The organism is Janthinobacterium sp. TB1-E2 (assembly GCF_036885605.1).
Classification (GTDB): Bacteria; Pseudomonadota; Gammaproteobacteria; order Burkholderiales; family Burkholderiaceae_D; genus Janthinobacterium; species Janthinobacterium aestuarii.
The window spans coordinates 3,846,360-3,866,718 of record NZ_CP142523.1; the positions used below are offsets into that span (position 1 = coordinate 3,846,360).

The following is a 20,359-nucleotide window of genomic DNA, read 5'->3' on the forward strand; positions in this document are numbered from 1 at the left end:
CTCCGAGCAGGTCGCGGGCTATATTGCCTGGCGTTACAGGGAATCGAGCCTGGCCAGCATCGTGGCAGCCTGCTGCCGGAAAGCCGCGATTGTCGCCTCGTCCATTTTCTCCAGCTGGCGATACGCCATGCCTATGCGGGGATTGCGCTCCAATGTGTCCGCGTTGCGATGGAAAAAATCCCAGTACAGGGCATTGAAGGGACAGGCGCGCTCGCCGATGCGCGCCTTTTTATCGTAATGGCAGCCTTTGCAATAATCACCCATGCGGTCGATATACGCGGCGCTGGAGACATACGGCTTGGTGGCCAGCAGCCCGCCATCGGCGAACTGGCTCATGCCGGCGGTGTTGGGCAGTTCCACCCATTCGAAGGCATCGATATAAATGCCCAGGTACCAGCCATGCACCTTGGCCGGATCGAGGCCGGCCAGCAGCGAGAAATTGCCGATCACCATCAGGCGCTGGATGTGATGCGCATGCGCCTGTTCCAGCGACTGGGTAATCGCCCGCGACAGGCAATGCATCTTCGTCTTGCCATCCCAGAACCATGACGGCAGCGGGCGCGCATGGCCAAAGAAATTCTTTTCGGCATACCCAGGCATCTGGGCCCAATACACACCGCGCACATATTCGCGCCAACCCAGGATCTGGCGTATAAAGCCCTCGACCGCAGCCAAGGGGGCATGGCCGGCGTGATAAGCCGCTTGCGCCCTGGCGACGACTTCGCGCGGATTAAGCATTTTCACGTTCAGCGCGAACGACAGCAGGGAATGAAACAAGCGCCACGCCTTGACGCTCATCGCATCCTGGAAGTCGCCAAAATGCGGCAAGGCCCGCTCGATGAAGGCATCGAGCTGCTGCAGCGCCTCATCCCGGTTCAGCGCCCACGCCAGCCGGTCCGCACGCGGCGCGCCGAAGCTTTTCACGCCGGCCGCGACGATGCTTTCCCATAGCCGAGAATGGTCATGCACGCTGCGCGGGTCTGGCGGCTCGGCGGGCGTGCCGCGCCAGGGCTTGCGGTTATCGTGATCGAAGTTCCACTGCCCGCCGACGGGTTTTTTCGCGTCCTCCATCAGCACTTGGTGCGTGCTGCGCATCTGACGGTAGAAGAACTCCATCAGCCATTGCTTGCGTCCGGCGAAAATATCGGCTGCCTCGTGGCGGGCCGTATAGAAATGGTCGCTGTCGACCATCCGCCATGGAATGCGCGAGCGGCGCCCGGCCTGGTACAACTGCTGGTCGAGGCGCCACTCGTCTGGCGCCTGGTATTCGAAGGCGCAAGCGTCATAGCGAAGAATCAGCGCTTCGACATTCTCCGGTATCGAGCGCGTGCTTGCCACCTCGTCGATGGCGATGTAATGCACGGTGTGACCACGCTGGCGCAGCTGGCGCGCCAGTTCGCGCATGGCAGCGAAGATCGCCAGGATTTTCTGCGCATGGTGCAGCACATAATCGGTTTCCTGCCGCACCTCCATCAAGACATAGATGGTGGCGTCATCGACTTCGGTGAACCAGCGGTGCTGGGCATTGAGCTGGTCACCGAGTATCAGGCGCAGCGTGGGCTTCGGTGAGGTCATGATTAATCTGTACGATGGTTGAATTCACCGCGGCGGCGGCGCTTATCCCTGCGGTGCCGGCACCGGCTGCGGTACGGGAGCTGGCGCGGGCGCAGGAGCAGGCTCCGGCACCGCCTTGCCATGCGATTCCTGCCCGCCATCGCCTTCGGCCGGCATGGCCAGCGGCGCCGGCGGCGCGCCCTCTTGCAGCAAATCTCCGGGCTCTTCCACCGGTTCATCCTGCGGTTCCTCGACCGGCTCCACGTGGCGCAGCGGCGGTGGCGGCTTGCCGCCGGGGAAGATCGCGTCACGCGACAGCTTGCCCGTGTCGAGCGCCGTCTTGAAGAAGTCGCCCACCACCAGCACGGCGTTGTGGCCGCCCTGGCCCCAGTAGTTGCTGCGCATGGTGACCCTGGCGTCGTTGAATCCGACCCAGGCGCCGCCCACCAGTTCCGGATGCATCAGAATGAACCAGCCGTCCGCATTGTTTTGCGTCGTGCCGCTCTTGCCGGCCACGTCGGAGCGGATGCCGAAACGGCTGCGGATGGCCGTGCCCGTGCCGCGGTCGATCACGCCGCGCATCATGTCCGTCAGGGTGGCCGCCGATTCGGCCTGCATGGCGCGCTTGGGCTTGTCTTCGCCGAAACGGGCGATGACCTTGCCTTCGCGGTCCGTGATATGCGTGACGACAAACGGCAGGCGCGCTTCGCCCTGGGCCGCGATGCTGGCGTAGGCGTTGACCATTTCCAGCAAGGTGACGGGACTGGTGCCCAGCGCCAAGGACGGCACTTTTTCCAGCTTGCTGTCGCGGATACCGAGCGCGCGCGCCAGCTTGATGATCGGCGGCAAGCCGACGTCCTGCATCACTTGCGCCGTGATCGTGTTTTTCGAGTAGACGAGGCCGTCGCGCATGGTCATGTCCCGCCCCGTCGTGCCGCTCATGTCCGTCGGACGCCATTTCGTGCCGTCGGCCGCCTTGATATCCATCACGGCGTCGCGGTAGACGTGTTCAGGGCTCAAGCCTTTTTCCAGCGCCGCGCCGTACACGATGGGTTTGAAGGTGGAGCCGGGCTGGCGCGCCGCCTGCGACACGTGGTCGAACTGTTCGCGCGCAAAGTCGCGGCTGCCTACCCAGGCGCGCACAGCGCCCGTGGCCGGGTCCATGGCCGTAAAGCCCGCTTCCAGGCGCGTCTTCGACTTGCGCAGGGCTGCCATGAAGGCGCGGTCGCCCTTGAGTCTTTCCAGCGCTTCATCCGGCGTGCCGCCGGCGGCCGTCAGCTTGCGGTAGTCGGCCGATTCGCGCACGAAACTGTCGAGCAAGCCAGGATGCGATTTCCAGAAATAATCAAACGCCACGCTGCCGCCCTGCATGCCCGCGTACATGCCCGTCGAGGTGGACGACGGCACGCCGGCGCGGCTCCATTCCACGTCGGCGATCGCCTGCAAGGCATTCGCCTGGCGCTCGACGGCGCGCTCGGCCGCCTGCTGCAGATCGTAATCGAGCGTGGTGTGCACCACCAGGGCATCGAGTTCCAGGTTGTAATCGTTTTCGTCAGCCCACTCGATCAGCCACTTGCGCACATAGGCCGTGAAATGGCTGTCCGATTGCGCCCGCTCGCTCTGGCGCTCGAAATGCAGGCGCAGCGGCCGTTTCACCAGCTGCTTGTAGCGCGCCTCGTCGATGACGTCGTGCTTGCGCATCTGCCCCAGCACCACGTTGCGGCGCTGCAGCGAGCGTTCTGGATTGCCGACGGGATTGTAGTAATTCGTGCCCTTGAGCATGCCGACCAGGGTGGCGCTTTCGAGGATATCGAGGCGCGACGCGGGCTTGTCGAAATAAGTGCGGGCCGCCATCTCGATGCCGTAGGTGTTGTACAGGAAGGGGACGGTGTTCAGGTACGCTTCGAGGATTTCCGTCTTGCTGTACGTGGCCTCGATCTTGAGGGCCGTGATCAGCTCCTTCAGCTTGCGGTTCAGGTTGCGCGAGCGGCCGATTTCTTCGGGGAACATATTGCGCGCGAGCTGCTGCGTGATGGTGGAACCGCCCTGGGGGTTGCCGCTCGCCGTGTGCAGGATGGCGCCCGCCGTGCGCGTGAAATCGACGCCGTGGTGTTGGTAGAAACGGTGGTCTTCCGTCGAGATCAAGGCGCTGATCACGTTCGGCGAAATCTGTTTTAACGTGACCCGTTCCTGCAAGCCCTGGTCGAAGCGGGCCAGTTCCTTGCCATCGGCGCTGACCATGGTGCTCGGCGCGGCCGCGCGCGCCTGGCGCAAGTCGTGGATGCTCGGCGTCAGGGGGATCAGCAGCAGCATGTACAAGGTCAGCAGCGCCAGCACGGCCAGGAAAGACCAGAGCCCCAGCACCAGCGCGCGCCGCACGGGCGGCAAGGTCATCAAGTGCGCGTGACCACGCCGATACAACGCCACCGCCCTCATCCACGCCGCGCTTCCCACCCGCAATGCCTGCGCGCGCGTCCACATCCATGCCTGCCTTGCTTTTTCCTGAAACTGCTCCATGCCTGATGCCATGCCTGTAACCTTGTCTGATGCCGGAAAATCCGTTTCAGCAAGTATATAGGGCGGGCAACAAAGCGGGCCGGAATTTACGCCAGGCAAGCATCGAGGCGCACCACAGTGACGCCGACATACGCGCCCACGCAGCGCGCATCATGCGTCGTAAACGGGTTTTCCAATTGCAGCAAGCCGCAATCGCAGATGACGGGGTCGACCTGGGTCACGACGCCCAGCGCCAGGTAGCGCCAGCCGTCAAGCCGGCGCAGGCCCTGCTCCCGGCCAGGGTTGGCACGAAAAATGGCGTCCCAATCGTCAAGCTCGCCGGGCATGGGCCACAGTTCGAGCTGGACTTGCGTGCCGGCGGCCAGCTGCGCACCGCCGAACTCGTCCATCACGTGCAGGCGCTGGCCGCCCACTTCGATGACGGCTTCCAGGTACTCGCCTTCGGAAGCGATGAAGGTGGCGGCAACGATGCTGGCCGTCACTTCTGCGCCTGCTCCAGCAGGGCCGGCAATTCTTTCAGCATCGCTTCGCGCGTGCGCAGGCCTGCCGACTGCTGGCCCTTCTGCTCGTCCTGCACCAGGCGCGCGAACACGATGCTGCGTTCGCCCTTGCTGGCCCAGCCCACGAACCAGCCGTAGCCATGCGCCTCGTCGAAGCTGCCGTCGGCCTTGCGCGGGAAGGCAGCGCCCGTCTTGCCATGCACTTGCCAGCCGTCCACGTCGGCCAGGCGCGTCAGGCGCCGCGTCTGCTCCATCGCCTGTTTGGACACGGGCAACTGATCGTTGACCAGCTTGCGCAGGAAACCCAGCTGCTCGAGCGGCGAAATTTTCAGCGAGGAGCTGATCCACGAGCGTTCCAGGCTATTATCCTTGCCCTTGTCGCCCGACACGTCCGCATTGCCATAGCGCAAAGCCTTCGCGTATTTCTGGAAACGCTCGGCGCCCAGCGCCTGCGTGATCTGCTGCGAATACCAGACGACGGAATACTGCATCCAGCGCGACGGGTCCGTATCCTGGCGCCAGGCCTCGCCGCCCCAGTCCACATAGCCCTGGCGATATGGCAGGCTGGGCTTGTGCTCGTCCTTGAGGAAGCCGGCGTCATAGCCCATCAGGCTGAGCGCGATCTTGAACGTGGATGCGGGCGTGACTCTGTCGAGACAATTACCCTCTTGCAGCAAGACCGTGCCTGTTTTGGCGTCGGCCATGGCCGTGCAGATGGTGGCGGCCTGGGTTTGCGAGGCGGCCAGTACGGCGCCTGTCAGGCCGAGGATGAACTGGAAGAATGCGCGATATTTCATGAGCCTCCGGGGTTGGGGGAGTAGGACAAAGCGAAATTGTACCGGGCAGCACGGCGCGAGGCCAGCGCTGATAACATTGCCTTGACGCTAGCGCCCTGCCGGTGCGCCAGGCTGGTGTTCCCTCTTCAGCCGCTCCTCTTCCAGCTCGTCCATACCGAGCTTTTCCTCGTCGATCAGCGCATGCTCGCGCCGCTCTCGCTCCACTTGCTCTTCCAGGCTGTCTTCGTCAGGCTCCTGCGCGATTTTCTCCGGCATGCTGTCTACCTCCACGGTGGTTGAGTGAAAAGCTCAGGCAAGCTTGCCCGCTTGCGCCACGGCATCGTGCGGATGCAGGCTCTCCATATGCCGTACGGTAACACGCGCCTGCGCACAGTATGGCGCCAGCGCCGCCTGCACGCGGCGGGCCGCGTCTTCCACATACATCAGATTAGCACCATTCAAGCGCGCGAACGCCTGCTCGTCGGCCCGTTTCACGGCCGTCTGCAGCGGCGTCGCCAGCGCCGCCTCCACCAGGTCGATTAGGGGAAACAAGTCCAGCTCCGCCTGCTGCGTCAATGGTACGGTGACCGTCGCCGTGCTGCGCTGGCTGTGCGGCGTGGCCAGGCTCGCGTGTTCCTGCAGCCAGGCGCGCGCGGCCGCGCCATCGATCTCGCCCGCGCCAAACCGCGCCGCAAAGGCATCGGCAAGCAGTTGCCGCGCCAACGCCGCCGAACAGGGGCAGGTCGCCGAGTAGCCGACCTCCACCGTCAGCGACAACGTGAAGCCCTGCGGCGAGCAGCTGGCCTGCAGGCGCACGGGATACGATTTCCAGCCCGCCAGCCCCGCCGTCAGCAGCGCCGGCTGGCGCCGCAGCACGGGAAACGCCAGCGCCAGGCGCGCCTGCGTGCTACCGCAATCGGCGTGGCTGTCCACCATGCGCCGCAACACGGCGGCCAGCGCGCCCGCATCGAGCGGCTGCGCGGCCGCAAACGCATCGAGCAGCAGATACAGGCGTGACATATGGATGCCCTTGACTGTCGGATCGAGCAAATCGACTTGCACATCGGCCCAGGCATGCACTTGCTGCGCCTGCCCGCCCTCTTCCAGCCACAAGGACAAGGCGATGCCCTGCATGCCCACCCACTCGAGCGGCAAGGGACTGCCCAGATGGGGGCCGGCCGCCACGTCGGGCAAGGGAGAGGAAATTGAATCGCGCTTCATGGTCATGGCTCCATATGCAAACAAGTTGCATATCATGGAGAAAAGCCGCCATATTTGCAAGTATCTTGCATTAAAACGTGAGCATGATTTTTCTTGACTAGCTAACACATGTCAGATAATGTTGACACATGACAGATATCAACACACCACTGACGGGCGAGCGCTTGCTGCTCATGCTGGCGGCGCTCGACAACCCGCACCGGCTGCGCATCATCGCGGCGCTGGCCAGCGGCGGGCGCAATTACATCAGCCAGCTGGCGCGCGACCTGGGCATCAGCCGGCCCCTGCTGCATTTGCACCTGCAAAAGCTGGAACACGCGGGACTGGTCACCAGCCAGCTGGAGCTGTCGCATGACGGCAAGGCACTCAATTACTTCGAGGCCAGCCCTTTTGAATTGCGGCTGACGCCGGCCAGCATCGCCGCGGCGGCATCCTCGCTCACTCCCAACCCGGATCAATCCTGAACTGTAGAGGTCATCATGTCTGAAAATATCTTTTTTGCCGCCTTCTTCTTCCCCTGCACGGCCGCCGTCATCATCTTCGCCCTCAAATACACGTCCGGCATCGTGCAGGCGCGCGCCAGGCTGGCGCAGGACGGCGCCTACCAGGAGCTGGCCAAGTCGATGGCCGCCGCACAGGTGGAAACGGCAGCGTCGCTGGCCGCCTTGAGCGCATCCGTGGCGCAGATCCAGGCGCGCCTGGGCAGCCTGGAAACCATCCTCAAGGAAGTCGAATAAAGCCCTTCATCGCCCCCCCATGACCAGGAGACCGCACCATGAATACCGTATCGACCGCCCGTCTGTATGCGCTGCGCGCCATGTATCTGCTGGTCGTCCTGGGCCTCGGCAGCGTGCTGTGGCCCGGCATCGTCACGCCGCACGCGCCGTGGGAACTGATGCGCGGCACCGTGAACTGCATGCTGGCCGCGTTTTCATTGCTGTGTTTGCTGGGTTTGCGCTATCCGCTGCAGATGCTGCCCGTGTTGCTGTGGGAAGCGCTGTGGAAGACCCTGTGGCTGCTGCTCGTGCCGCTGCCGCAATGGCTGCACGGCGGGGTAGATCCCGCCACCATGCAATATGTGTTTGAAATATCGTTCGTCGTGCTCGTCTACCTGGCCATTCCGTGGCGCTACGTGCATGCCCAGTACGTACGCAAGCCAGGTACGCCATGGCGCCAGCTCAGGCAGCCTTGCGAAACGTCAAATTGATGCGCTGCGCGCCCAGCACCGCGTGTTCGCCTTCCTTCAGCGGCGCCACGCCGTGGAAGCGCAGGCGGTCGGCGCCGCCCCATACCACCACGTCGCCATGCAGCAGGCCGATGCGCGCCGCCTTGTCGGCCCGCTCGGCGCCGCCGAACAGGAAAATAGCGGGTAAACCGAGCGAGACGGAAACGATGGGCGCGTTGAAATCGCATTCATCGCGGTCCTGGTGCAAGGCCATGCGCGCTCCGGGCGCGTAGCGGTTGACCAGGCAGGCGTCGGGAACAAAACCAGGATAGCCGGCGGCCAGCGCCGCCTCCTGCGCCAGGCGCAGGAATACGGGGGGCATCGGCGGCCAAGGCAAACCGCTGGCCGGATCGAGGCGCGCGTAGCGGTAGCCGCGCCCATCCGTGACCCAGCCAAGAGGGCCGCAATTGCTCATGGCGACCGACATGCGCAAGCCGCCCGGCGTGGCCATGTGGCGCAGGGGCGCGGCCAGCACGATGGCGTCCAGCGCCGGCAGCACCTCGTCCAGATAAGGCAGCGCAAAACCGCGCAGCAGGATGGACGCGGACGAGCCCGGCACCAGCGGCACGGGGCCGGCCGGGATTTGCTCTTCATCGGCGAACAGGGACAGGTTCATGTTGCCTATTTTAGCCGCGCCACACAAAAAGCGCGCGCGGCTGTCCCGTGGTGCGCTACAGTAGCGCTTCCAGCCACTACCGCCCTCTTTCACGATGGATCATTACGCCGATTTGCTGCAAACCCTGGCGCAACAGGAAGAATCCCTGCAATTCGAACGCTTCGACAACGATGCCGCGCTGGCCGTGGGCCTGTGGATCGTCGAAGAAGTGCGCAAGCGGGGCAAGGCCGTCACCGTCAACATCACGCGCAATGGCCAAGTGCTGTTCCACCACGCCATGACGGGCGCCACGGCCGACCAGGCGGACTGGATACGCCGCAAGAACAACACGGTGCAGCGCTTTTGCCGCAGCTCCTACTACATGGGCATCTCGTATAAAAGCCGCGGCAGCACCTTTGAAGACGTGAAATACCTCGATGACATCGAGTACGCGGGCCACGGCGGCGCTTTCCCCCTGCTGATACGCGGCGTGGGACTGGTGGGCACGGTGACCGTGTCCGGCCTGGCGCAAGCCGACGACCACGCGCTCGTGGTGGCCGCGCTGCAGGCGCAGCTGGAACGCTAGGTTTCCAGCGCCCGGCGCAAGGCGGCGCGCGCCAGCAGCCGCGTGGAGTCCAGGGTCGGCAGCGGCGAATTGGCGTCGCTGATGATCAGCGGGATTTCCGTGCAGCCGAGGATGACGGCGTCGCAACCCTGCTCGCGCAAGCCGCCAATGATGGCCTGGAAGCGCGCCACGCTGTCCTCCTTGATCACGCCCGGCACCAGTTCTTCCATGATGATACGGTTGATCTCGCTGCGTTCGTCCTCGCCGGGCCGCACGCACCCGATGCCGCGCGCGCCCAGCTTGTCCGGATACACGGCGCTGTCGACCAGCCAGCGCGTGCCCGTCAAGCCCACTTTCTGGAAGCCACGCGCGGCCGCTTCGGCGGCGACGACGTCGGCGATATGCAGCCACGGCAGCGGCGAACGGGGCGCCATCAGTTCGAACGCCTGGTGGATGGTGTTGTCGGGACAGATCAGGAACTCGGCGCCGGCCGCGTGCAGTTTGTGCGCCGACGCCAGCATCAGCTCGGCCACGCCGGCCAGGTCGCCCCCGTTCAGGCACTCCACGTAGCGCGCCAGCGGCTGCGTGTGCATCGATACTTCCGGGTGTTCATACGCTCCCAGCGCATGCGCGCCCTCTTCGCAGATCGTGCGGTAGCACAGGGCCGCGCCTTCGGCTGAACAGCCGACGATGCCGATATGTTTTGTCATGCTCCTCCTCCTCCTTAAATGCGCTGGCCGCCGTCGATGGGAATTTCCGCGCCCGTGATGTACGAGGCGCGCTCGCTGCACAGGAACTCCACCAAATCCGCCACTTCGGCAGTCGTGCCCAGGCGGCGCAACGGGATTTGCGTGTCGACGATGTGCGAGGTGCCCGGCGACAGGATGGCCGTGTCGATCTCTCCCGGCGCGATGGCGTTCACGCGTACGTTCAGCGGCGCCATGTCGTTGGCCATTTCGCGCGTCAGCGATGCCAGCGCCGCCTTCGAACTGGCGTAGGCGGAACCGGCAAATGGGTGCACGCGGTAGCCGGCGATCGAACACAGGTTCACGACGGAGCCATGCGCGTTCGACAATTCCTGCGCAAAGCCGCGCGTCAGGGCCAGCGGCGCAAAGAAATTCGTGTTGTACATTTCCTGCCACGTCTGCATGTCGGTGGTCAGCGAATTGACGCGCGAACCGCCCGGCCCCTTCGGCGACACGCCCGCATTGTTTACCAGCGCGTGCAATTTGGAGTCGCCCAGCATGGGGCGCAGGGTGTCGACCATCTGCCCGATCTGGCTCAGGTCCGACAAATCCATGCACACATGCGTGTTGTGCTCCTGGCTGCGCGGACAGCCGCCGGGAATCGGGCTGCGCGAGACGGTGATGACCCGCCAGCCCAGGCTGCGGAAGCGCTCGGCCACCGCATGACCGATGCCGCGGCTGGCACCGGTGACGATGGCGGTTTTCTGTTCAATTTTCTGTTCAGTCTTGTGCTTCATGTTCTTCCTCGTCCTTTTCTTTCTGTGTTGCCCCGGCGTGCATGCGCTCCTGCCGCATCACATACGCGAGCATCTGCGTCCCGCCGTCGAGAATGTCCTGTTCGATCGCGCGCTGTGCGGCCGCGCCGTCGCGCTGGCGCAGCGCGCTGATGATGGCGTGGTGGTGGCCCACCCGCATGTCGGGCGAAAAGCTCGCGTAGCCGGCGGCGATCAGCGGCGCCGTCTGCATCCACAGATGGTCGACGAAGCGTTTCAATGTCGGCATGCCGGCCGCCTGCGCCAGGCCCAGGTGAAACGCCTGGTTGCATTGCAGGGCCGCCGGCAAGTCGTGGCGCGCGATGGCCTCTTCGTTCGCCTGCAGCAGGCGCTCGAGGTCGGCCAGGGTGGCGTCGTCGATGCGCTGCGCCGCCTCGAACGCGCCCAAGCCTTCCAGCTCCAGGCGCAGCGCGCGGATTTCCAGGTAGCGCGCCACGCTGAGCACGGGCACGCGAAAGTCGCGCGGCGAGCGCAGCACCAGCGCCTCTTCCTGCACCAGTTGCAGCATGGCGTCGCGCACGGGCGTCACGCTCGTGCCCAGCTGCAGCGCCAGTTCGCGGATGCGCAGCCGGTCGTTGGGCTGGAAGCGCCCCGCCGCCAGCGCATCGCGCAGCGTCGCATACACGGACTTGCCCAGATTGACGTGCACCAGGCTGTCCAGGGGATCGTTCATAGTGGTTTTCAGATTCAAAAAATTATGATGCATCATACATCAAGGGATAAAACAGCGCTTTTCCATGCGTGCGCCGCAGACAGGACGCAGCGTAAGCACGTACAATCAGCCGCCACCGTATCGAAAGGAACGCACTTGAACTGGGATTATCCGCACGCCCACACTCTGCCCGTCACGCCGGAACCGGACGACATCGACGGCTTGCAGCACACGAACAACGCCGTCTATGTGCGCTGGTGCGAGCATATCGCCTGGCACCATTCGGCCACCCTGGGGCTGGACCTCGACGATTACCGGCGCCTGGACCGGGCCATGGCAATACGCCGCGGCGAATACGACTACCTGCTGCCGACGCGGGCCGGCGAAGCGCTGACCCTGGCCACCTGGCTGTGCGCCAGCGATGGCCGTTCCAGCATGGAGCGGCGCTTCCAGCTGGTGCGCGACGGCGACGGCGCCACCGTCGTGCGCGGACGCTGGGACTTGATCTGCATCGAACTGAGCAGCGGCCGCGCGCGCCGCCTGCCGCCCGAGTTCCTGGCCGTGTACGAACCGGCCATCGTCGCGGCCGGCGCGTAAAAGCAGACGCCTGGGCGGCCGTTTTGCGCACCGTTCGGCGAAGATGCGGGGCTTTTCTTGCGCCTCCGCAGTGCAACATGCATTTCGCTCCTGCTTTGCCCGTCCATGCTTTAGAATCAGCGACCTCAGCCCCGTAAAAACAGGATAAAACATATGACGGCAGTCGGGATTACCGAACCACAAGAGCTCAAGCGCGGCCTGAAAAGCCGCCACATCCAGCTCATCGCCCTGGGCGGCGCCATCGGCACCGGCCTGTTTCTGGGCATCGCGCAAACCATCAAGATGGCCGGACCTTCGGTGCTGCTCGGCTATGGCATCGCCGGTGTCATCGCCTTTTTGATCATGCGCCAGCTGGGCGAGATGGTGGTCGACGAACCCGTCGCCGGTTCGTTCAGCTATTTCGCCGACAAATACTGCGGCCACCTGCCCGGCTTCCTGTCGGGCTGGAATTACTGGGTGCTGTATGTGCTCGTCAGCATGGCCGAACTGACGGCCGTCGGCATCTACGTGCAGTACTGGTGGCCGGGCGTGCCGACCTGGGTCTCGGCCCTCATCTTCTTTTGCGCCATCAACGCCATCAGCCTGCTCAATGTGAAGGCCTTCGGCGAGATGGAATTCTGGTTCGCCATCATCAAGGTGGTCGCCATCATCGGCATGATCGTCTTCGGCGCGTATTTGCTGGCCTCCGGCGACGCGGGCCCGCAGGCGTCGGTGGCGAACTTGTGGCAGCACGGCGGCTTCTTCCCGAATGGCTGGCAGGGACTGGTGATGGCCATGGCCGTCATCATGTTCTCGTTCGGCGGCCTGGAACTGGTCGGCATCACGGCGGCCGAGGCGGATGACCCGAGCACGACGATCCCGCGCGCCACCAACCAGGCCATCTACCGCATCCTGATTTTCTATATCGGCGCGCTGGGCATTTTGCTGTCGCTGTACCCATGGCAAAACGTCGTCACCGGCGGCAGCCCCTTCGTGCTGATCTTCCATGCGCTCGACAGCAACCTGGTGGCCACGGCCCTGAACGTGGTGGTGCTCACGGCCGCCCTGTCCGTGTACAACAGCGGCGTGTACTGCAACACGCGCATGCTGTTCGGCCTGGCCAAGCAAGGCAATGCGCCGCGCGCGCTGTTGCGCCTGAACCGCCGCGGCGTGCCGCTGGCGGCGCTGGGCGTGTCCGCGCTGGCGACGGGCGCCTGCGTGGTGGTCAATTACTTCATGCCGGGCGAAGCGTTCGAGGTGCTGATGGGCCTCGTGGTCTCCGCGCTGATCATCAACTGGGCCATGATCAGCTGGATCCATTTGCGCTTCCGCGCGCAGAAGAAGGCCGAGGGCAAGACGACCCTGTTCCAGAGCCTGGGCTACCCGTTCACCAACTACCTGTGCCTGGTCTTCCTGGCCGGCATCCTGGTGATCATGTATTTGACGCCGGGCCTGCGCATCTCCGTCTACCTGATCCCCGTGTGGCTCGCCGCGCTGGGCATCGGCTACTGGATCAAGCAAAACAAGGCCAAGGCATAGGCTTGCGCAGTATTTTGCAATCGGCAACAAAAAGCCCGTCTTCGCAGACGGGCTTTTTGCATTCAGCGCGCTATTGCTAAGCGGTGGCGGCCACATTCTCTTCCGGCTGCACATCGGTTCGCCACAGGCCGATGCTCTGGCCCGCATACGATTGCAGCAGGACGTCGTCGCTCAAGGTCAGCATCGCCTGCTGGCGCTGCTCCGCCTTTTTCTCGGGAGTCATGCCCAGTTCGCCCGTCTTGTACGGCCCCAGCACAGGCAGTAAATCGCGCAGCACGGAATAGTTACCTGGCGTGGTCTTGTCCGATTCCAGCTTGCCCAGGAAATACTTCATGACATGCTCGGACTGGTTGCCCTCCTGCCGCAAGCTCGCCTTGACCATCTTGCCATCCTTGTAGGCCACCTGCGCGTCGCTGCTGGCCGTATCTTCGATCTGGTGGTAGGTATAGTTCTGCGACTCCGTATTGTCCAGCAAGCGCAGCGGCACGCCGGGGACGAGCGTCTCATGGAAACTGGCGCTCAGCTTCGATTGCTGCTGCTGCCTGACCGAACGCTCATCCTGGCTGGCGCCGGCCTGCAGCGTCTTTTGCGACACGTCATAATTGAAGCCATCCTTTTCCGAACTGCGCATGGGATTGCTGAATTTCACGGCCTGCGACACGGAGGCGCTGAAATCGGCCAGCCCCGTCAGGATGGACTTGTCTTCGGCCGCCAGGCGCCACTTGCCCGTCTCGGGACTGTCCGTGGCCACCTGCGGCGCGGCGGTATTGCTGTGCAAGGCCGTAAAGCTATCCTTGAGCATGGCCACCAGGCCCGCGTCGCCATGGCCGCGCGACGCCGCCTGGTCGAATTGCTTCATGTAGCTGCCCAGCGCCTTCGCCTGCTTTTCCTTGCTGCCCAGGGTATTGAGCGCGCTGGCGTCGACCTTCAGGTCCAGGCTGCCGGCCACGCCGCTGAAGCTGACCTTGCGCTCGGCGCCATCGGCCTGGAAATCCAGGGTTTGAATACTTTCCGGCTCGCCGCGCACCTTGACTTCCGCATGCAGTTTCACCGAGGCCAGCTGCTGCTGGTCGAACTGCATCAAGCCTTCCAGCTTGATTTTCGGCGTACTTTGTCCCATGCCGTCGATGGCGTCCTGGAAGCCCTTCGCCAGCTCGCCCAGGGCGCTCGCCTCAGCGTCGCTGAGGTCGCCACTGGTCGTCATGCTCACGGCCAGGCCGTCGCCCTGGCTGTCGAGCGACAGCTTGACTTCCACGCCGCTCTTGGTCGTGATGCTGAGGGAAACCCGGTCTTCGCCATTGCCATGCAGGCTGCCCGGCGCGATACCGGACGCCGCATAGACATTCGGCGTGGCGCTCGGCGGCGGCTGACGCATCGCCTGCGAGAAATTGTAGTTGCCCAATTTGGCCTGTCCCAGCATGGCAGCGCCCAGGCCGCTGAAGCGGCCGCCAAACGCATACGAGGAAAAACTCTTCGTCATCGCGTCGCTGACCTTGTTGCGTGTCGCGCTTTCCCACACCATCGGCGGCTTCACGAGCGCGGCCGGTTTGCTGTCGTTCACGCTCTCCGGACTGAGGGCAACGATGGAAGACGGCGTGGATGGGGACGACGGCGATGCCGCCTGCGTGCGGTTCGGCGTGGCGGAGGAAGCCCCTGACGGGGCGCTATTCCAGTTTGACAGTGGAGAAATGGAGGTCATGGCGCTGTAACCTTGCAAGTGGCGAGTAGGGGCATCATAAAAGTTCGATATGGTTAGTTTTTTTGCAATCACCTGGCGCCAGGCAAGCCTTGTGTCACGTTATCTGACGTGGTGGCAAGTACTGCGTGGCAATACTGCTATAACGGCAAGAAACGGCAAAGCATGAGTGTCGGGGAAATGAAACATTTTCATACGGATGACCCAGCCGCCCCGCAACAAGTTGATTCACCGCCGGGAATGTCTCAAAATGTATCGTATGGAACACAAGATTCTGCGCGCGCCGCTGGCCAGCTTTACCGACTTGTTGCTCGACGCCGTGTGCATGGTCGACGTGGACGGGCGCTTCGTCTTCGTCAGCGCCGCCTGCGAACGCATCTTCGGCTACACGCAGCAGGAAATGGTCGGCAAGCAGATGCTCGACCTGGTCGCTCCCGCCGACCGCGCCCGCACCCTGGCCGCCGCGCGTGCCATCATGGATGGCCATGCGCAGACGCATTTTGAAAACCGCTACCTGCGCAAGGATGGCAGCCTGGCGCACATCATGTGGACGGCCCGCTGGTCCGCCGCCGACCAGCTGCGCGTGGCGGTGGCGCGCGACATTACCCTGCTGAAACAGACGCAGGCAAAGCAAGCCGCGCTGTACGCCATTTCCGAAGCCATGCAGGCAACGCAAGACTTGCCCGCCTTGCTGCACCGTATCCAGCACATCATCGGCGAACACTTGCCCACGCGTAGCCTGACCTTGCTGCTGCATGACGAACACGGCGCCCAACCTTTGATGACCTGCCATGCCGACGACAGCGCGCCGCAACCGACATCGTCCCTGGCCAGCCTGCTGTGCGATGAAGTGCTGCGCAGCGGCCGCCCCCTGCTGCTGCAGGCGGGACAACTGGCCGGCCTGCCGGCTGCGCTGCAAACGGCGGCCGGCGCCCTGTCCTCGTACTGGCTTGCCGTGCCGCTGTATTGCTCCATGGGCAGCATCGGCGCGCTGGCCTTGCAAGGCGGCCAGGACGCCGCCATCGGCACGGAGCAAGACCAGGATTTGCTGCAGTTTGTTGCCAAGCAACTTGCCACCGCCATCGAGCGCCGGCAGTTGCAGACGCAAATGCAATTCATGGCCATGCACGATGAACTGACCCGCCTGCCGAACCGCCGCCTGTTCCACGACCGCCTGCACACGGCATTCGCGCGCGCGCACCGCCAGGAAGGCCGGCTGTCGCTGCTGTTCCTGGACTTGAACAACTTCAAGCGCGTCAACGACGACCACGGCCATGCCTGTGGCGACCTGCTGCTGCAAACGGTGGCGAACCGTCTGCGCGATTGCATGCGCGAAACCGACACCTTGGCCAGGATGGGCGGCGATGAATTCGTCGTGCTTCTGGAAAGCAATGTCACGCCGGCCGATGTCAGCCTGATCGAGCAAAAGATCCACGCGGCCCTGGCCGCGCCGCTACACCTGGGCAACGGACAGCAATTGCAGATCGCCGTCAGCATCGGCGTGGCCCACTATCCGGAAGACGGCGATACCATGCAGCTGCTGCTGCGCCATGCGGACCGGGCCATGTACGCGTCGAAGGTGCTGGCCGCCGCCTCGCGCTAGCGGATGCCGCTCCTGGCGACAGTGCCCCCATGCTATACTTTCCCGCGATGCTGAGACTCTTCAAAACATGGCTGATCCTGCTGTTGATCACGGCGGTGCCGCTGCAAGCGGCCGCTGCGGGCGCCACGCGGCTGTGTGCGCCGCTCGCTGCCTCGCCTGCCGCCGCCATGACGGCCGCCTGCCAGCATCACGATGCGCAATCATCCACCATCCCGGACAGCGCCAGCACATCAGAAAACAGCAAGTCCCCTGCCAAGCACCCCGCGTGCGGCGCCTGTTCCAGCTTTTGCCTGGGCGCGCTGATGCCGCCCTATTTCCCCCTGCCTGCCGCCGTGCTCAACGGCGCGGAACACGCCGCCGTAGCCAATGCCACCCTGCTGACGGGATTCATTCCCGACGGCTTACGCCGGCCTCCTAGACCGCTTTCCGCTTAAATAAAAGCAGGCCACCCAGGTGGCCACGATAGACCTACTTCGTCTGAAAGCAACACATGATCAAACATTTATTAGTGCGCGGCGCCTTCGCCGCCATGCTGGGCCTGCCCACGTTCGCCATGGCGGCCCTGCCCGTCATTGAAGTCTACAAGAGCGCCTCGTGCGGCTGCTGTTCCGCATGGATCAAGCACCTGGAAACGAACGGCTTTACGGTGCGCGCGAAAAATGTCGAGATGCCGGCGCAATACCGCAAGCTGGCCGGCATTCCCGACGCGCTCGGTTCCTGCCACACGGGCCTCGTGAACGGCTACGCCATCGAAGGCCATGTACCGGCCAGCGAGATCAAGCAGTTGCTGCGCGAAAAACCCAAGGCGAAAGGCCTGGCCGTGCCGGCAATGCCGATGGGTTCGCCTGGCATGGAAGGACCGCGCAAGGATGCGTATGACGTCTTGCTGGTCAAGAGCAATGGCAGCACCGAGGTCTACAAACCCTACAAATAGGCACTGAGGAGAAATGAAAAACGCCGCCGGAATCGCTTCCGGCGGCGTTTTTTATGTCAGGCAGCAAAGAACCTGCCGCCTGTCAGGACTGCATCAGATGCTGTCCAATACCGCATTCAGGCTGGCGCTAGGACGCATGACCGCTTCCGTCTTCGCTGGATCTGGCAGGTAGTAGCCGCCGATATCCGTTTCCTTGCCTTGTACTGCCTTCAGCTCGGCAACGATCTTTTCTTCGTTGTCGGCCAGGGCTTTGGCCACTGGCGCAAAATGCGCTGCCAGTTCCGCATCGTCCTTCTGCGCCGCCAGAGCTTGCGCCCAGTACATGGCCAGGTAGAAATGGCTGCCGCGGTTGTCCAGTTCGCCGGTACGTGGCGATGGCGACTTGTTGTTGTCCAGCAGCTTGCCGGTGGCTTCATCGAGGGTTTTCGCGAGGATTTTGGCCTTCGCATTGCCCGTCTTGATGCCCATGTCTTCCAGCGACACGGCCAGGGCCAGGAACTCGCCCAACGAATCCCAGCGCAGATGGTTTTCTTCCACCAGCTGCTTGACGTGCTTAGGAGCCGAACCGCCGGCGCCCGTTTCATACATGCCGCCACCGGCCATCAAAGGCACGATCGACAGCATCTTGGCGGACGTGCCCAGTTCCAGGATCGGGAACAGATCGGTCAGGTAATCGCGCAGGATGTTGCCGGTCACCGAGATGGTGTCCAGGCCGCGGAAGGCGCGTTCCAGGGTGTAGCGCATGGCGCGCGTTTGCGACATGATCTGGATGTCCAGGCCCTTGGTGTCGTGATCCTTCAGGTAAACCTGTACCTTCTTGATGACTTCGTTTTCGTGCGGACGGTAGGAATCGAGCCAGAACACGGCAGGCATGCCCGAGTTGCGCGCGCGCGTGACGGCCAGCTTGACCCAGTCGCGGATCGGCGCGTCCTTGACCTGGCACATGCGCCAGATATCGCCCTCTTCCACCGTTTGCGTCAGCAGCACTTCGCCCGTTTCCAGGTCGGTGATGTTGGCGATGCCGCCTTCCGGCACTTCAAACGTCTTGTCGTGCGAACCGTATTCTTCCGCTTGCTGCGCCATCAGGCCCACGTTCGGCACGGTGCCCATGGTCTTCGGATCGAAGTTGCCATGCCATTTGCAGAAGCCGATCATTTCCTGGTAGATGCGCGCAAAAGTCGATTCCGGCATGACTGCCTTGACGTCTTTCGGACGGCCATCGGCGCCCCACATCTTGCCGCCGATACGGATCATGGCTGGCATCGACGCGTCGACGATGATGTCGTTCGGCGAATGGAAGTTGGTGATGCCCTTGGCCGAATCGACCATGGCCAGTTCCGGACGGTGCGCGTGGCAGGCGTGCAGGTCCTTGAGGATTTCATCCTTTTGCGACGCTGGCAGCGTGTCGATCTTGTCGTACAGGTTGCTCATGCCATTGTTGACATTCACGCCCAGTTTGTCGAACAGCTCGGCGTGCTTGGCGAACGCGTCCTTGTAGAAGATGCGCACGCAGTGGCCGAAGACGATCGGGTGCGACACCTTCATCATGGTGGCCTTGACGTGCAGCGAGAACATCACGCCCGTCTTGAACGCGTCGTCGATTTCCTTCTCGTAGAACTCCAGCAGCGCTTTCTTGCTCATGAACATGCTGTCGATGATTTCGCCCGCTTGCAGGGAAACCTTCGGTTTCAGCACGATGGTCTTGCCCGAGGCCGTGACCAGTTCCATCTTGACGTCGCGGGCCTTTTCCAGGGTCAGCGATTTTTCGCCATGGTAGAAGTCGCCATGGTGCATGTGCGAGACGTGGGTTTGCGACGATTGGCTCCACTCGCCCATCGAGTGCGGGTGCTTGCGCGCATACTCTTTGACGGCCTTCGGTGCGCGGCGGTCGGAATTGCCTTCACGCAGGACCGGGTTGACCGAGCTGCCGATGCATTTGCCGTAACGGGCCTTCAAGGCTTTTTCTTCGTCCGTCTTCGCGTCTTCCGGGTAGTCCGGCAGCTTGTAGCCGCGGCCTTGCAATTCGCGCACGCAAGCGATCAGCTGGCCTTGCGAGGCGCTGATGTTCGGCAGCTTGATGATGTTGGTGTCCGGATTCTGGGTCAATTTGCCCAGTTCAGCCAGGGTGTTCGGGACTTTTTGCGCGTCCGTCAGGAATTCTGGAAATTCGGCCAGTACACGTGCCGCCACCGAAATATCGCTGGACACCACGTCCACGCCGGCCGGCGCGGTGAATTTTTTGATGATTGGCAGCAGGGAATACGTCGCGAGCAGCGGCGCCTCGTCAGTCAGCGTGTAGATGATTTTGGATTTTTGTGTTGCCATGTTCATTCCCTTGTATGCGGTGATGCCTGGTGGTTAACTTTCTTCATTCCAAACACAGGACGGTTAGCCTTGCTTTGGACGGCTAGTGTGCCGGCGGTGACGCCGTGCTTGCCCACCACGTATTTTAGACTGTCCTGCCGCTGTTTGTGTATCCGATGGCGTCGAATCTTATATAAGACAGCAAATATCTGAAGCAGACGGGAGAATATGGCGGTTTTCCGCAAGGAAATAGATGCAAGCAGGCCCGCAATCCATGTATGCACCCATGGAAACAAATATATAAACAGAAATATATTCGAGCAAATCCTGTCCCGCTCACTCGTTTTTGACGATGCCGCGCACGTTCGTCAACGCCAGGCAGACATTCAGGACGATCAGGGCCCAGGCCCCGTCATGCCAGCCCCAGCAGACCCACAGCACATTGCTGAACAGGAAAACCCAGAAGCCGGCAAAGCGCCGCGCGGCCGCGCGCGACCCCACGAGCCATGCCGCCAGCAGCGAAGCGGCCATGGCAGGCCATTGCAACAGTTCGATGAAGTCGGACATGGCGCCTCCCGTTTGC

22 protein-coding genes are annotated in these 20,359 nt (G+C 63.1%); 9 read left to right on the forward strand and 13 right to left on the reverse strand.

Annotated elements, in window-relative coordinates:
* Positions 1 to 33: 33 nt before the first annotated feature.
* The 6 genes from OPV09_RS17155 to folE2 all read right to left on the reverse strand — a co-directional run bounded on the left by OPV09_RS17155 (position 34) and on the right by folE2 (position 6,574).
* Positions 34 to 1,575, reverse strand: a complete 1,542-nt coding sequence (locus OPV09_RS17155) for a cryptochrome/photolyase family protein (protein WP_338678880.1) — start codon at positions 1,573 to 1,575, stop codon at positions 34 to 36.
* A 42-nt stretch (positions 1,576 to 1,617) separates the two neighbouring features.
* Entirely contained in the window at positions 1,618 to 3,948 is a 2,331-nt protein-coding gene (locus tag OPV09_RS17160) for a penicillin-binding protein 1A (RefSeq protein WP_338678881.1), read from the reverse strand.
* A gap of 209 nt (positions 3,949 to 4,157) precedes the next feature.
* Positions 4,158 to 4,553 (reverse strand): hypothetical protein, encoded by a 396-nt coding sequence (locus OPV09_RS17165; RefSeq protein WP_338678882.1) that lies wholly within the window; start codon positions 4,551 to 4,553, stop codon positions 4,158 to 4,160.
* Complete coding sequence (blaOXA, locus tag OPV09_RS17170) at positions 4,550 to 5,368, reverse strand: class D beta-lactamase (RefSeq protein WP_219328756.1); 819 nt, start codon at positions 5,366 to 5,368, stop codon at positions 4,550 to 4,552. The genes OPV09_RS17165 and blaOXA overlap by 4 nt, the downstream gene beginning before the upstream one ends.
* Before the next feature lie 87 nt (positions 5,369 to 5,455).
* Entirely contained in the window at positions 5,456 to 5,623 is a 168-nt protein-coding gene (locus OPV09_RS17175) for a hypothetical protein (protein WP_161781517.1), read from the reverse strand.
* 33 nt (positions 5,624 to 5,656) lie between these two features.
* Complete coding sequence (gene folE2 / locus OPV09_RS17180; RefSeq protein ID WP_338678883.1) at positions 5,657 to 6,574, reverse strand: GTP cyclohydrolase FolE2; 918 nt, start codon at positions 6,572 to 6,574, stop codon at positions 5,657 to 5,659.
* Positions 6,575 to 6,696: 122 nt separating this feature from the next.
* Between folE2 and OPV09_RS17185 the strand changes: the two genes are divergently transcribed.
* From OPV09_RS17185 to OPV09_RS17195, 3 genes are read left to right on the forward strand one after another with little or no spacing between them, the layout of a single operon-like run.
* On the forward strand, positions 6,697 to 7,032 hold the full coding sequence (locus OPV09_RS17185; RefSeq protein WP_034755664.1) for an ArsR/SmtB family transcription factor: 336 nt from the start codon (positions 6,697 to 6,699) through the stop codon (positions 7,030 to 7,032).
* A 15-nt stretch (positions 7,033 to 7,047) separates the two neighbouring features.
* A complete protein-coding gene (locus tag OPV09_RS17190; protein ID WP_046682902.1) occupies positions 7,048 to 7,305 on the forward strand; it encodes a hypothetical protein in 258 nt (85 codons plus the stop codon).
* A 38-nt stretch (positions 7,306 to 7,343) separates the two neighbouring features.
* Positions 7,344 to 7,775 (forward strand): hypothetical protein, encoded by a 432-nt coding sequence (locus OPV09_RS17195; protein WP_034755659.1) that lies wholly within the window; start codon positions 7,344 to 7,346, stop codon positions 7,773 to 7,775.
* Here the strand turns inward: OPV09_RS17195 and alkB are convergent.
* The gene (gene alkB / locus OPV09_RS17200) at positions 7,747 to 8,409 is read right to left on the reverse strand and encodes a DNA oxidative demethylase AlkB (protein ID WP_070302704.1); all 663 of its coding nucleotides are present in this window, start codon (positions 8,407 to 8,409) and stop codon (positions 7,747 to 7,749) included. The two genes, OPV09_RS17195 and alkB, sit on opposite strands and share 29 nt — an antisense overlap.
* Positions 8,410 to 8,503: 94 nt before the next feature.
* Between alkB and OPV09_RS17205 the strand changes: the two genes are divergently transcribed.
* Positions 8,504 to 8,974 (forward strand): heme-degrading domain-containing protein, encoded by a 471-nt coding sequence (locus OPV09_RS17205; RefSeq protein ID WP_046682905.1) that lies wholly within the window; start codon positions 8,504 to 8,506, stop codon positions 8,972 to 8,974.
* On the opposite strand, the gene OPV09_RS17210 is transcribed toward OPV09_RS17205, so the two are convergent.
* The 3 genes from OPV09_RS17210 to OPV09_RS17220 are packed head-to-tail and all read right to left on the reverse strand — an operon-like array spanning position 8,971 to position 11,145.
* A complete protein-coding gene (locus OPV09_RS17210; RefSeq protein ID WP_338678884.1) occupies positions 8,971 to 9,663 on the reverse strand; it encodes an aspartate/glutamate racemase family protein in 693 nt (230 codons plus the stop codon). The genes OPV09_RS17205 and OPV09_RS17210 overlap by 4 nt on opposite strands.
* Before the next feature lie 14 nt (positions 9,664 to 9,677).
* Positions 9,678 to 10,436, reverse strand: a complete 759-nt coding sequence (locus tag OPV09_RS17215; RefSeq protein ID WP_034755644.1) for an SDR family NAD(P)-dependent oxidoreductase — start codon at positions 10,434 to 10,436, stop codon at positions 9,678 to 9,680.
* Positions 10,420 to 11,145 (reverse strand): GntR family transcriptional regulator, encoded by a 726-nt coding sequence (locus OPV09_RS17220; RefSeq protein ID WP_338678885.1) that lies wholly within the window; start codon positions 11,143 to 11,145, stop codon positions 10,420 to 10,422. Before OPV09_RS17220 ends, OPV09_RS17215 begins: the two co-directional genes overlap by 17 nt.
* A 135-nt stretch (positions 11,146 to 11,280) precedes the next feature.
* On the opposite strand from OPV09_RS17220, the gene OPV09_RS17225 reads away from it, so the two are divergent.
* Complete coding sequence (locus OPV09_RS17225; RefSeq protein ID WP_338678886.1) at positions 11,281 to 11,721, forward strand: thioesterase family protein; 441 nt, start codon at positions 11,281 to 11,283, stop codon at positions 11,719 to 11,721.
* Positions 11,722 to 11,874: 153 nt separating this feature from the next.
* Positions 11,875 to 13,239 carry an amino acid permease gene (locus OPV09_RS17230; protein ID WP_034755636.1) on the forward strand — a complete coding sequence of 455 codons (1,365 nt, stop codon included), beginning with the start codon at positions 11,875 to 11,877 and terminating at the stop codon, positions 13,237 to 13,239.
* Positions 13,240 to 13,315: 76 nt separating this feature from the next.
* Here OPV09_RS17230 and OPV09_RS17235 read toward each other — a convergent pair whose 3' ends face one another.
* Positions 13,316 to 14,938: a hypothetical protein gene (locus OPV09_RS17235; RefSeq protein ID WP_338678887.1), complete on the reverse strand. Its 1,623-nt coding sequence runs from the start codon at positions 14,936 to 14,938 to the stop codon at positions 13,316 to 13,318.
* Positions 14,939 to 15,194: 256 nt separating this feature from the next.
* On the opposite strand from OPV09_RS17235, the gene OPV09_RS17240 reads away from it, so the two are divergent.
* From OPV09_RS17240 to OPV09_RS17250, 3 genes are read left to right on the forward strand one after another with little or no spacing between them, the layout of a single operon-like run.
* Positions 15,195 to 16,538 (forward strand): sensor domain-containing protein, encoded by a 1,344-nt coding sequence (locus OPV09_RS17240; RefSeq protein WP_338678888.1) that lies wholly within the window; start codon positions 15,195 to 15,197, stop codon positions 16,536 to 16,538.
* 47 nt (positions 16,539 to 16,585) lie between these two features.
* A complete protein-coding gene (locus tag OPV09_RS17245) occupies positions 16,586 to 16,972 on the forward strand; it encodes a hypothetical protein (RefSeq protein WP_319991427.1) in 387 nt (128 codons plus the stop codon).
* Positions 16,973 to 17,028: 56 nt separating this feature from the next.
* Positions 17,029 to 17,472, forward strand: a complete 444-nt coding sequence (locus OPV09_RS17250) for a DUF411 domain-containing protein (RefSeq protein WP_319991426.1) — start codon at positions 17,029 to 17,031, stop codon at positions 17,470 to 17,472.
* 93 nt (positions 17,473 to 17,565) lie between these two features.
* On the opposite strand, the gene OPV09_RS17255 is transcribed toward OPV09_RS17250, so the two are convergent.
* Both OPV09_RS17255 and OPV09_RS17260 read right to left on the reverse strand, forming a co-directional pair.
* Complete coding sequence (locus tag OPV09_RS17255; RefSeq protein WP_331776403.1) at positions 17,566 to 19,797, reverse strand: NADP-dependent isocitrate dehydrogenase; 2,232 nt, start codon at positions 19,795 to 19,797, stop codon at positions 17,566 to 17,568.
* 315 nt (positions 19,798 to 20,112) lie between these two features.
* Positions 20,113 to 20,343: a hypothetical protein gene (locus tag OPV09_RS17260; protein WP_046682912.1), complete on the reverse strand. Its 231-nt coding sequence runs from the start codon at positions 20,341 to 20,343 to the stop codon at positions 20,113 to 20,115.
* Positions 20,344 to 20,359 lie beyond the last annotated feature (16 nt).